The 12,463-nt window shown below is 67.0% G+C and carries 11 protein-coding genes; 3 read left to right on the top strand and 8 right to left on the bottom strand.

The window, feature by feature from the left end:
• Positions 1-42 precede the first annotated feature (42 nt).
• The 3 genes from ACZI8W_RS20215 to ACZI8W_RS20205 all read right to left on the bottom strand — a co-directional run bounded on the left by ACZI8W_RS20215 (position 43) and on the right by ACZI8W_RS20205 (position 2,903).
• Positions 43-402, bottom strand: a complete 360-nt coding sequence (locus tag ACZI8W_RS20215; protein ID WP_463370295.1) for an NADH-quinone oxidoreductase subunit A — start codon at positions 400-402, stop codon at positions 43-45.
• Between the two features lie 200 nt (positions 403-602).
• Entirely contained in the window at positions 603-1,028 is a 426-nt protein-coding gene (locus ACZI8W_RS20210; protein ID WP_463370294.1) for an Rv3143 family two-component system response regulator, read from the bottom strand.
• 84 nt (positions 1,029-1,112) lie between these two features.
• The gene (locus tag ACZI8W_RS20205) at positions 1,113-2,903 is read right to left on the bottom strand and encodes an Hsp70 family protein (RefSeq protein WP_463370293.1); all 1,791 of its coding nucleotides are present in this window, start codon (positions 2,901-2,903) and stop codon (positions 1,113-1,115) included.
• Positions 2,904-3,108: 205 nt separating this feature from the next.
• Here ACZI8W_RS20205 and ACZI8W_RS20200 point away from each other — a divergent pair, with 205 nt between their 5' ends.
• Both ACZI8W_RS20200 and ACZI8W_RS20195 read left to right on the top strand, forming a co-directional pair.
• Positions 3,109-3,744: a DUF3558 domain-containing protein gene (locus tag ACZI8W_RS20200; protein ID WP_463370292.1), complete on the top strand. Its 636-nt coding sequence runs from the start codon at positions 3,109-3,111 to the stop codon at positions 3,742-3,744.
• Positions 3,741-4,070, top strand: coding sequence for a hypothetical protein (locus ACZI8W_RS20195; protein WP_463370291.1), 330 nt, complete (start codon positions 3,741-3,743; stop codon positions 4,068-4,070). The genes ACZI8W_RS20200 and ACZI8W_RS20195 overlap by 4 nt, the downstream gene beginning before the upstream one ends.
• Positions 4,071-4,102: 32 nt before the next feature.
• Here ACZI8W_RS20195 and ACZI8W_RS20190 read toward each other — a convergent pair whose 3' ends face one another.
• The 4 genes from ACZI8W_RS20190 to ACZI8W_RS20175 all read right to left on the bottom strand — a co-directional run bounded on the left by ACZI8W_RS20190 (position 4,103) and on the right by ACZI8W_RS20175 (position 10,594).
• Entirely contained in the window at positions 4,103-6,463 is a 2,361-nt protein-coding gene (locus tag ACZI8W_RS20190) for an RCC1 domain-containing protein (RefSeq protein ID WP_463370290.1), read from the bottom strand.
• Between the two features lie 145 nt (positions 6,464-6,608).
• Complete coding sequence (locus ACZI8W_RS20185) at positions 6,609-6,905, bottom strand: hypothetical protein (protein ID WP_463370289.1); 297 nt, start codon at positions 6,903-6,905, stop codon at positions 6,609-6,611.
• A gap of 216 nt (positions 6,906-7,121) precedes the next feature.
• On the bottom strand, positions 7,122-8,915 hold the full coding sequence (locus ACZI8W_RS20180; RefSeq protein ID WP_463370288.1) for an ABC transporter ATP-binding protein: 1,794 nt from the start codon (positions 8,913-8,915) through the stop codon (positions 7,122-7,124).
• On the bottom strand, positions 8,912-10,594 hold the full coding sequence (locus tag ACZI8W_RS20175; protein WP_463370385.1) for an ABC transporter ATP-binding protein: 1,683 nt from the start codon (positions 10,592-10,594) through the stop codon (positions 8,912-8,914). Before ACZI8W_RS20175 ends, ACZI8W_RS20180 begins: the two co-directional genes overlap by 4 nt.
• 204 nt (positions 10,595-10,798) lie before the next feature.
• On the opposite strand from ACZI8W_RS20175, the gene ACZI8W_RS20170 reads away from it, so the two are divergent.
• The gene (locus ACZI8W_RS20170) at positions 10,799-11,833 is read left to right on the top strand and encodes an iron-siderophore ABC transporter substrate-binding protein (protein WP_463370287.1); all 1,035 of its coding nucleotides are present in this window, start codon (positions 10,799-10,801) and stop codon (positions 11,831-11,833) included.
• Between the two features lie 47 nt (positions 11,834-11,880).
• Here the strand turns inward: ACZI8W_RS20170 and ACZI8W_RS20165 are convergent, their stop codons facing one another.
• Positions 11,881-12,387, bottom strand: coding sequence for a GbsR/MarR family transcriptional regulator (locus ACZI8W_RS20165; protein WP_463370286.1), 507 nt, complete (start codon positions 12,385-12,387; stop codon positions 11,881-11,883).
• Positions 12,388-12,463: the final 76 nt, after the last annotated feature.

Raw genomic sequence — 12,463 nt, 5'->3', positions numbered from 1 at the left:
GGTGCAATCGATCTACGGAGGGGATCGTTGTCGTTCATCCGGTCAATCCCATGTCAGGCCACCCCGCCTCCACTCGTATGCGTAGGCGACGAACACGTTGAACATGAACAGGCCCATGGCGAGCAGACCGAACACCCCGAGTGCATCGAAATGGATCGCCCATGGGTACAGGAAGACGATTTCGATATCGAAGATGATGAACAGCATGGCCGTCAGGTAGTACTTCACCGGGAACCTGCCGCCTCCGGTCGGCTGCGGTGTCGGATCGATGCCGCACTCGTAGGCATCGAGTTTTGCTCGGTTGTAGCGACTCGGACCGGCGATGCTCGCCACGACCACGGAGAAGAGGGCGAACGCGAGCGCGATCGCGCCGAGCACCAGAATCGGCACGTAGACGTTCATCGGCACCTCCGGTTCCGAACGTCGATCCCCGGTCGTGCAGCTGACGGACAATCGGACATCCTGTGAGCCACGGCACACACACTAGTGCTGATAACGCCGGACTTGTCCAGGATTCGACACGCATTCTTCGGCGCGGCGTGTCCGCCTGTTCGAGGCCCTCGAGAGGAGTACAGTTCACGCCCCGACAAGGGCGGATCGGATCAGCGCACAGGTGCCGAATCGGGGCCGGGCAGCAGCAGCCGGACCACCTCGCGACCGAGCTTCATCGGGTCGATCGGGTGCGACACGACGGCCTCGGCCCGCGACCACGAGGCGAGCCACGTGTCGTCGGGGCGCCCGATGATGACGACGACGGGCGGGCACGGGTCGAGTTCGTCCTTGAGCTGTTTCGCAATTCCCAGCCCTCCGGCCGGCGCAGCCTCACCGTCCAGAATCACCAGATCTATTCCGCCCGCGTCGAGATGTGAGAGGACGACGGGCGCCGTGGCCACCTCGACATACTCCATCGGCGGGAGGTCCGGATGCAGCGTCGCACCCAGCGCTCCCTGCACTCGATCGCGCACGGTGGCGTCGTCGCTGTACACGAGGACCTTCAGAGTTGCGGGACGGCTCACGGCATCACTCACGCGCCCGATGCTAGATCCTCGCGGACGTCACCGGACCGTTCGGTCGAACTCGCGCGGCGTGTCGCACCGACCCGGCCGCTCCGTTCAGTTGTAGATCGACCAGAATTCGAGCATGGGTTCTCGCGCGAGTTCCGTTCCGCCTTCGGTGATGAGCAGGGCATCGTCATCGAACCGGTAGGTCACTCCGCTGTTGGTGGCCTGGAATCCGTCGGCGGTCGCGACCGGGTCGTCGATCTCGATGCCGGATCCGCTCATGACCCTGATGCCCTTGTAGTAGAGGCGGTCGACGCCGGTCCGGCACACGACGATGCGCGAGTCTGCAGTGCGCGCGACACCGACGGCCTCGTTGTCGGCGTTGCATCGGGGGCCCATCTCGTCGACGAACCCCTGCGCATCCGCATTCGCGACCGTCACCAGTCCCCGTGGCGATGTCGCACCGGGGGTCTGTGCCGTCGCGGGTGCGGCGCTGGTCGTGGGTGTAGCGCTGGTCGTGGGTGTAGCACTGATCGTCGTCACCGCTGTCGTCGTGTGGGCAGGTGTGGTTGCGGCGTCCGCGGCGACCGTCACGGTGCTGACGCCGGTGGGTGCACCGGCAAGCGTCTGCGGATCGCCCGAATCGCCGCGCGTACTGATCCACATGGCCACGACACCGGCGGCGATGAGGGCGGTCACCGCGCCCGTCAGCACTCCGCGACGACTGTTGCTCACGGAAGGGCCGGACGACGGCCCCGGGGCGTGTGGGGCCGTCTCCGGATCTGCGGACACCGCAAGGTTTCGATCCGATGGGAACAGGTGCCGTGCAGCGATCAGTGCGCCCTGCGCCACCACGGTCTTCGGGTCGTCGAGGGTCGCGACCCGCGCCACCGGAGACAACGCTTGGTGCACAGCCGGAATCCGCGAGGATCCGCCGGTCAGGTAGAGCGCCTGCAGGGAACCGGGCGCGATTCGGGCATCGGCGAGCGTGTCGCGGACCAGGTCCACCGCCGACTCGACCTGCGGGGCGATCAGCGAGTCGAATTCCGTTCGGGTCAGCGACAGAGTCGTGCGGGATCCGGCTCCGGCGACGACGACCGTCGCCGACGGTGTCTCCGACAACACTTCCTTGGCGGCGCGAGCAGTGTCGTCGAGCGCCGCGACGGCTTCGATGCTGCCCGGCGACCCGTCGACGAATTCGGCGCGCAGGGCGGGGTCGCGGTCGGCCACATGGTCGAGGGCCCAGCGCCGGATGAGTGCGTCGAAGTTCTTGCCGCCGAGCGCGTTGTCGCCCCGCGCGGCCACAACGTCGAACGCTCCGGAGTCCGCTATCCGCAGTACGGCGACATCGGCGGTGCCACCGCCGAAGTCGAATACGGCGACCGCAGTCCCCGGCCGCAGCGGTGCGCTGCGGGTGTAGTAATAGGCCGCCGCGCGGGGCTCCGACACCGTGATGATCGTGGCCGGGTCGATGTCTGCCCGCGACGCCGCGTCCACCAGCACCGCAATGGTGCTCTGCGACCACGCTTCGGGATGAGTGAGCACGACACGCTCGGGCCGCACATCGTTGTGCAGTGCCGCTGCCCGGCGGACGACACCTCGTACCACGGCCGCGATCATCTGTGATGGCGCCAGATCTACGTCGCCGGTTCGGATGAACGGCTGCGAGATCAGGCGTTTGGGCGCCGAAACGAACCTGTCAGGGTGATGGTCCGCCACGTTCCGGGCGGCGTCACCGGTGAGAATCTCCCCGGCGGCACCTACGAACACCGCTGACGGCATCAGGTTCGACCGATGGGTGAGCGACACCGGATGGATCGAACCGTCACCTGCCCGGGTGTGTGCGGCTGCTGTGTTCGACGTCCCGAAATCGATCGCGAGCCACCACCGGTCTTCACTCATGCGTCAGGAGACTAGTACGACCACCGTAAGTCGATCGTGACGGTGTGCCCTCCACGTCATCGACCATGAGCTATCGACGACCGAAATGATGGCTGGTGCCCAATATTTCGATACGTCAACCGCCATTTCAGACACCTACGCGACGCCCGTACCCGGATCTGCGTTAGTATCTGCCCGACCGGACGGATCGGGGGGATCCTTGGCAATGACGTATCCACGTCGCCACAGTGCCGCACGGGTGGGAGCGGCACTCATCACCGCAGGCATCACACTGAGCGGCTGCACCACCGCGAGCGATACCGCAGTGGTCGCCGCCGAAGACACCACGACAACACCGACGACCCGCGCCCCACGCATCACCGACGAGTCGGGCCGGCCCGACATCACCTTCGACCCCTGCCTAGACCTCCCCGACGACGTCCTCGCCGAAGCGGGCTATGACCCCCGCACAAGGGACGTAGCCGACTACCTGATGGAGCACTACACCTTCATGGTGTGCAGGTATCGGGCAGCGGTCGCGATCCCCGGGGTGATCCGTGCCTACGGGCTCGTCATCCTCGCCGGGAACGTCACGATCGACGAGGAACTCGCCAAGGTCGGCGACATCGCCAGTGAAACCACGGTCAACGGTCGCCGCGCGCTACTGGAATACGACCCGAAACCGGACAACACCTGCGCAATCACGCTGCAGACCGATTTCGGCATCGTGATCTTCGACCGGTCGTATCACGCGGACCACACCCGCACTCTCGGCTACGACGAGCGCTGCGGCGGACTGCACGACACCGTCGCGCTGTTCGAACCGTTCATCGACAACAACCCCGGAAAGAAGCCGCAGTGAGTGAATTCGTCCGCCTCGAACCACACGTCATCGAGGAGATCCTCGCCATCTGCGACACCGTACTCGCCGAACTCGAGGAGGCGGGCGAGATCGCGAAAACCCTCAGCAGAGCTGACGGCTTCGGCGAATTCGAGTCCGCCAAACAACTCGCCGCCGGTTTCGCCCGCAAGGGCGCAGGGACACCTGAATCGGCCAAGGAGCGCGTCGACCAGTTCATCGCCGCGTTCACCACGCTGCGCGATGCCTTCGCGTCCGGCGGTGAAGCCTTCCTCGACGCAGAATTCGACTGGGCCCGCCGGCTCGGCACCACTGAACAGGCGCTGTGACGATGTCCGGGACCGTCGACCGCGACTCATGATCAGACAGGGACTCGCACCGGTACGGCACTCGCCGTCGTCGATTCGTTGCCGAGTTCCCCGTTTCCGTTCTCTCCCCAGCAGAACACCTGGTCGTCGACGGTGGTCGCACAGCTGTGGACGGCACCGGTCGTGATGGTCGTCGCCGCGGCCGGCAGCGTCACCGGGGTCGGTTCGGTCGATGTGCCGCCTGGCCCGCTTGTCTGCTGCGCCCAGTCCGCCGTGCCCCAGCAGGAGACGACGCCGTCCTCCGTCAGGGCGCAGGTGTGCCGCACTGAGGCAGACACGGCGACGGCCCGGCCGGACAGGGAGGTCTGCACTGGTTCGGAGTGCGAATCGTGGGTGCCGTCCCCGAGTTGTCCCCAGCCGTTCTCACCCCAGCAGAATGTCCGAGAGTCCTCGAGGACGGCGCAGGTGTGCCCGCTTCCTGCCACGACAAAGTCAGCGGGGCCCGGGAGCGCCACCTGCAGTGGGTCGGCGATCGCCACATCGGAGTCATTGGTGTACCCGCGGCCGAGTTGGCCGGACGTGTTCGCGCCCCAGCAGAAGACATCCCCGACGACGGTCGAGGCGCAGCTGTGGTTACCTCCCGCGGCCAGCGAGCTCATGGTGGGCAGGTCGATGCGGTGGGGCGATTCGATCAGGTCGGTCCCTTCCTCGCCGATCTGTCCGTTGGTGTTGCGACCCCAGCAGTATCCTTCACCACCCTCGGTGAGGGCGCACGTGTGATCTTCGCCGGCACTCAGCGCCGAGATGCGGCTGGACATGTCGATTCGCACCGGTTCGGTGCTCGGGTCGGTGGTGCCGGTGCCGAGCTGACCGAACGTGTTGTAGCCCCAGCAGTAGGTCTCGCCGTCGTCCAGGGCCGCGCAGGTGTGCTCACGACCCGTTCCGAGTGCGGCCGCGGGTGCGGGTAGCGAGACCGGGACGGGTGAGTATCGGGAGTCGGCGGTTCCGTCTCCGAGTTGACCGGAGGCGTTGTGTCCCCAGCAGCTGACATCACCGAGAGAATCCGCGCAGGTGAACCACCCGCCCGCGGAGACGGTGAACACGTCGTTCGAGGAGGGCGCCGGGCCTCCGCTCGCCGTGGTGCTCTCACCGGCGCCCGACTCGGGCCAGTACACCGCGACACCGATGGCGGCAGCGATCACCGCCACCACCGCACCGAGCACCGTCAGTGTTCGGGCGGATACACCGCCGCGGTTCGGGGCGTCCGGTGACCGGGGTGCGCGCACCGGCACGGTGGGTGCGGCCGCGGGTCGTCCGGAGCGGCCGGTGGCGATGAGCGCACCCCGCACGACGACGGTCTTCGGGTCGTCGAGGGTCGCAACGGGGCCGACTCGCCCGAGCGCACTGTGCACCAGCGGAATCCGTGAGGACCCTCCGGTGAGATAGATCGCCTGCAGCCGATCGTGCGGCACGTGGCCCTGCGTGAGGGCGGTGCGGACGAGTGCTGCCGCTTGCTCGATCTGGGGTGCGATGAGGTCTTCGAACTCGTCGCGGGTCAGCAGCAGGTTCTCGCGCCACGGACCGCCTGCCGCTGTCACCGTCGCGGACGGCGCGTCGGACAACACTTCCTTGGCCCGCCGTGCGGATTCCTCGAGTGCCCGCCGCGCCTGCAATTGATCGGGGCCGGATCCGCGCAGGTACTCGGCGAGTTCGGGGTTGAGATCGGCCAGTTGGGATTCCGCCCAGCCGCGAACGAGTGCGTCGAAGTTCTTACCGCCGAGCCCGTTGTCGCCGACAGCGGTGACGACTTCGAATTCGTCATCCGGGGTGCTGCGCAGAATTGCCACGTCGGCGGTACCGCCGCCGAAGTCGAAGACGGCGATTGCCGATCCGGCCGGGACAGGTGTGCTTCGGGAGTAGAAATGTGCGGCAGCCCGCGGTTCGGACACCGTCACGACGGTGGACGGATCGATACCGACCTGCGCGGCAGCGTCTGTGAGGACGGCGATCAGGTCCGCCGACCATCCTTCGGGGTGGGTGAGCACGACACGGGATGGCGGGATGCCGTTGTTGTGACGAAGGGCGCGGTGGTAGACGTTACCGATCACGGCCGCGAACAGGGCTGTGCGGGGCACGGGTGTGCCATGGACCGACACGGTGGGCATGGTCACGAGCCGCTTCGGCGAGGGAACGAACGCTCCCGGATCCGACTCGGCGGCATTGACCGCGGCATCGCCGACAAGGAGATCGTCGAGCGACCGAACCGGTACCGACCTGACGAAAACCGACGACGACATGAGACTGCCGTGATGCGTCAACGAGAGTGTGTGGATACCCGTCTGCCGGTCGGTCACGGCCGCGGCAGTGTTGGACGTACCGAAATCGATCGCCAGCGACCCGTCACCAGTGCTCATGGCTCACGAGAGTAGGCGAGGACGTGCGTGCACACCGATCCAGCAGGAACCTTGGCAGTGGACGCTGCCCGAACTCTGCTGCGTCACAGTGATTCCATGAGCCCCGCTAGTTCCCCTACGCCGCTGCGACTGACGCGCCTGGGCTCTACGCGACCGAGTGTTTGCCGCCACCCACATGCGATCGGCGTAAATACGATCGGCGCAGTCTCCGGACTCGTTCACCGACGGCATGAAACCGTCCGGCGGCCGGCCCCGGAGTGATCATCAGGTGCGCCGCAACGACACAGACGCCGGTGAGCGCGCCATAGAGAACGCCCGCCACGACCGATCCGGTGACCACGACCACCGTCGTTCCGATGATGAGTGCCGCTGACAGAACGAGGATCGCCAGCGCTCGGCCCTGTGACGATCGGTCCCCCGTCTCGGCGCGATGTTCGCCCATGATCCCCTCCCCGTTTCCGCCCCCGGAGCGATTCGACCGACCCGACCGTCGTCGAGATGCGCGATCGCGGTATCCGAGTGCCTGAAGGTTCCCCTGTTCCCCCGTCACGCCGAGCTGGCAGCGTAACGCATAACGAAACACTACCAAATGTGATGAATATCTCGCAACTTGCCTGTGGTGCGTCACTAAGCTGTTGCATCGACAGGCCGACCTGCGTCAGACATCCTCGGGAGCACCGTCCCGCAGCACACTGCCTCCCGACCAGGTTGCCCACAGCCGCGCGTACTGGCCTTCCGCAGCAATCAGTTCCTCGTGGGTACCCGACTCGCAGACGAGACCGTGCGCGAGTACGACGATCCTGTCCGCGGTGATCGCCTGTGTGAGACGGTGTGCCACCACCAGCGAGGTCCGGCCGGCCACCGTCGAGGCCGCCGACACCTCGAGATCCCTGGCTCCGGCACTTCCGGCTTCCGCGGTCGCCTCGTCGAGGATCACGACCGCGGGGTCTGCGAGGACGACGCGCGCGAGCGCGAGTTGCTGTGCTTGTGCGGCGGTGAGCCGATGGCCACCCTCACCCACTACCGTGTCGAGGCCGGCGGGTAGCGCACGGATCCAGCCTGTCGCACCCACCGACGCAAGCGCGAACTCGGCCGCCCGGTCGTCGGCGTGCGGCGCGGCAAGTCGCAGGTCGTCGCGCAGTGTGCCCGCGAAGGTGTGCACCTCCTGGGTCACGATCACGAGGTGGTCGCGGATCGTGCCGGTGAGTTCGGCAAGCGGCACGCCGCCCAGGAGCACCTCGCCGGAATCCGGGGTGAGGCTGCCGGCTGCGATCGACGCCAGCGTGCTCTTGCCCGACCCGGTCGGGCCGACGAGGGCAATCCGCTCGCCGGGGGCGATCGTCAGGTCGATGCCGTGGAGCACCTCGTGCCCGTCGTAGCCGTGTCGGACGCCGCTCAGGCGCAAACCGGAGTCGGTGGGCGGACGAACCTCCGCCGGCGGAGGTTCGTCCTGAATCGACACGACACCGACGAGCCGCGCCAGGCTCGCGCCGGCCGATTGCACTTCGTCGAAGGTGAACAGGATCGCGCCGATGGGGTTGAACAACTGGTGGAACAACAGTGCTGCGGCGGTGACCTGCCCGACCGAGACCGACCCGTTGTCGACGAGGACGAATCCCGCGGCCAGGATGCATGCCAGGCTCACGTACTCGGCGCGATTCCCACGGCTCGCGAACCGCGCGAAGATACCGAACACGTCGATACCCAGCAGCCGTGCGCGGTCGGATGCCTGGTCCACGAGGTCGCGGTGTACGGCTTCCGTGCCGTAGGCCCGTACGGTGCGGTGCCCTTGGATGCTGCTGATCAGTGCCTGCGATCGCGCCCCCATCGCGACGCGCTGCGCGGCATATCGAGGCGCGGACCGAGGCAGATACCAACGCAGTGCCAGGGTGTACATGGGCACGGCAATCGCACCGGCCAGTCCCAGGCGCCAGTCGATTCCGACCATCGTCGCCAGGCTCACTGCGACGAGAAGCAGCGCGGAGATCACCGGTGGGACGGCCTCGGACACCGCCTTGTCGATCACGGCGACGTCATCGCCGACCCGCGCGAGCACGTCGCCCTTACCGGCCTGCTCGACCGTGCGCATCGGTAACCGCAGGGTGCGCGCCACGGCGGCTTCACGGAGGCGGGCGAGCACCGTGGATCCCAGCACCGCGACGAAATATCCGGCAAGTCCGGTGAACACGCCCGCCGCTATCGCCGCGACGGCGATGACCGCGACGATCCCGCCGAGCGCGGTGATCGGTGCCGACTCACGAACGCGGTCGATGAGGACCCCGAACATGTAGACGGGTAGCACGGTGGCCGCGGCGCCCAGCGCTGCCGTGACGACCCCGGCTGCAGCGACGACCGATCTCGTGCGGACCGCCCGGCCGAGCCAGGCCCACGATTCGCGGGCGGTGGCGACCGGCAGCAGCTGACGCTCTGTGGCCGGGTTCAGGTCGGTCATCGGACGACCACCGTCTGATACACCGCGTCGGTCTCGGCGAGTCGGTGGTGGGTCTCGGTGGCCACAACGCGACCGTCGTCGATCACGATGACGCGGTCGGCGGCGGCAAGAAGGGCGGGGCTCGAGGTGAGCACGATCGTGGTGCGCGGGTCGATTCCGTGCCGGAGTTCGAGGAGCCCCTCCGCGATGTTCAGTTCGGTGACCGAGTCCACGGCGGTGGTGGGGTCGTGCAGGACGAGCACCGGGGGATCCGCGACGAGAGCGCGCGCCAACGCGATGCGCTGCCGCTGACCACCGGACAGGGTGGTGCCGTCGTCACCGACCGGGTGATCGAGACCGGCAGGATGCAGGTCCACGACATCGCGGGCTGCGGACGCGTCGAGCACGCGTTCGAGATATGCCGACGAAGCAGAACCACGCCCCGCGGTGATGTTGGACCCCAGGGTGCCCGCGAACAGGAAGGTGTCGTGTGGTTCGGCGAGGATCAGGGTACGAGCCAGCTCGATCGGAAGGTCACGGGCACGCACCGATCCGACAGTGAACGAGCCGCTGTAGTCGTCGGCAGGCACCTGCGACGACAGCAGCGCGAACACCGCATCGGCGTCTTCCGGTCGGTATGCCACGATTCCGACGAATTCGCCACGCGCGACGGTGAGGTCGAGTCCGTCGAGTGTCCGGTAGCGGAGGTCGGCCAGTTCGAGGACCGGACCCTGGTCGCGGTGACTCGCGTCGTCGCGTCCGGGATCCAGCAGCGGTGCGCTGTCGAGGACGCGCGCCACGCGGTCGGCCGACCCTCGTGACGCCGCGACGATGGCGGGAACCCGAGCCAGAGTAGTGAGTGGTTCGATCAGGAATTGGGCAAGACCCACCACCGTGATGACCTCGGCGAGACCGATGCGGCCGCTGAGTGCCAGCCAGCCCGCCCACCCGGCGATCGCCACGGCGAGCAACGCGCTCGAGGTGGTCGAGACACCCGCGAACAGCGAGCGGACCTTCGCAGCGCTGAGCGTGGCGGTCAGGGCGTCGGCACTGACGGCGCGAAATCGATCCCCTGCTGCGGCCTCACCACCGACACCGCGCAGCGGCCGCAGCCCGGTGACGAGATCTGTCGCCACGGCGGACGCGGTACCGATGCGAGCCTGTTGCTCGGCGGTGCGGTGTGCAATGACGGGTGCCGCGAAGTGCAGTGCTGCCAACAGCGCTGCCGTTCCGACGAGAACGCCGAGCCCGAGCGGAACATCGATCACGAACAGGATCACCGCCGTCGCGATCACCGCGACCGCGCTCGCGACGGCCCGCGCGACGAGGTCGAGGATCCAGGTCGTGCGATCGGCGTCCGAGGTGGCGACGGAAAGCAGTTCACCCGCACGCATGTCGGTGCGGACACCGCGTGGCCGCAGGAGGGTGTCGGTGACTTCGACGCGGAGCCGGTGTCCTTCCCCCTCCATCGCTGCGACGACGAGACGTGCACCGAGGCGCCAGGAATAGGTCAGGGCGATGAACAGTAGTGCGAGGGCGACAAGCCAGGCCACCATCGCGGTCCGATCGCTCGGGGCGATCGCGTTCGCGACGATCGCCCCGATCGCGACCGGGACGAGTGCCTCGAACAACTGATGCAGACCACACAGCACCACGGCGACGGTCATACTTCCGCGGTGTCGCCGCAGTGTCCGCCACATCAGCGCGTTTCCGCGCGACACCCGATCTTCCGTGTGCACCGCACCTCCCGTTTCCGCCCGGTCCACCGTAGGCGACTACGTCGATGCAAACGCGCCCACCACCGAAAGTTTCAGAAATTTTGAATCCAGTAGCTAGGTAAGGCTAGGCTGACCCGACCGTTCGGTTTGGGGCGACCCCTCGCCCGACCCTGTCGAAAGGTATCCATGCACCACAGATTCGGCCGCGCCCTCCGCCGGCCCCAACTCGTCGCGATGGTCGCGGCCGGCGCACTTCTGCTCGGGGCATGTTCGAGCGGCGACACCGGATCCGACTCTGCCGCGTCCGGAGACTTCGAACCGGTGACCATCGAGCATGCCCTCGGCACCGCCGAGATCACCGAGGAACCCGAACGCATCGTCACGCTCGGAATGGGATCCGCGGAGACCGTGATCGCGCTCGGCACTGTTCCGGTGGGCATCGAAGAGTACGCGTGGGGCAGCGACGAGACCGGCTATCTGCCGTGGATCCACGAAGAACTCACCGAGCGCGGCGACGAACTTCCGGCCCAGTTCACCGGTGGAACCGAGGTCGATATAGAAGCGATCGCGGCGCTGGAGCCCGATCTGGTCCTCGCTCCGTGGTCCGGAGTCACCCAAGAGCAGTACGACTTGCTCGACGGCATCGCACCGACCGTCGCCTACCCGGAACTGCCCTGGACCATCACCTGGCAGGATCAGATCGAGACGATCGGCACCGCAATGGGCAAACGCGACAAGGCCCTCGACCTCATCACCGAGATCGACGACACGTTCAGGAATGCGGCCGCCGCGCATCCCGAGTACCAAGACGTCACGTTCTCCTACATCTACAACACCGGCCCCGCGACCCTCGGCGTGTTCCTCGCGAACGAGCAGCGTGTCGCGATGGTCCGCGGACTCGGGCTCACCGTCGACCCGGTTGTCGACACCCTCGAGGAGACCGAGGGCACCGACTCGTCGGTCATCGGCCTCGAGAACGCGAACCTGCTCGAAGACTCGGACCTGATCTTCACGTTCTACAGCGATCCGGCGAACCGTGCCGAGATCGAGGCGCAGCCGGTCTACCAGCAGATCCCTGCGATCTCGCGGGGTTCGATCGTGGCACCCGACGAGCAGCCGTTCGTCACCGGATCGTCGATCATCAATCCGCTCACGGTGCCGTGGGCCCTCGACCGTTATGTTCCGATGATCGACGAGGCGATCTCGAAGCTCGACCGGTAAGCGGCGAGGACACACCGAGAGGGTGAGGGCGGACGAGTGTCCACCCCTCACCCTCTTTCGTCGTCGCGTGCGGTCTTGAACCGTTTCCATTCGGCACTCAATTTCCGGTTGTCGAGCAGCCAGCCCATGTAATCACGCATGTTCTCGACGCGTATGTGCGCTGCCGATTCCGGGTCCACCCGCGCGAGCGCTTCCTCGGCGAGGGCCCGTTGGCTACGCAAGTACTCCTCCTCGATGTCGAGGAAGCCGCCCCATACGTCGTCTGCCATCACGAAATAGTGGGCACGCTCCCCCGCCCGCCGGACGCGCTGCACGAAGCCGCGGGCGACGAGTCGGCGGGTGTACGTGGAGACCGAACCTCGGCTCGTGCCGAGCGCACGCGCAAGTTCGTCCGCGCTGACCCCACCCGATTCATCGACGAGCAGATAACCTGCGATGCGCCCCTCGATCCTCGATGCTCCACCCGTCTGCCAGTAGTCGGCGAATCGTTCGACGAACCACGATCGGACGTCGTCGGCGTCCTCCACCCCGCGGGACCTGCTCATGCCGGACATTGTCGCAACACGCACCTCGCCGGCCACACAGGTGGTGGCGTGCCCGGTCGAGCATCGGCACCGTGCGCGGTATCGT

It is taken from the genome of Rhodococcus ruitaii, from assembly GCF_055230935.1.
This window is presented reverse-complemented; position numbering and strand designations above follow the sequence as displayed.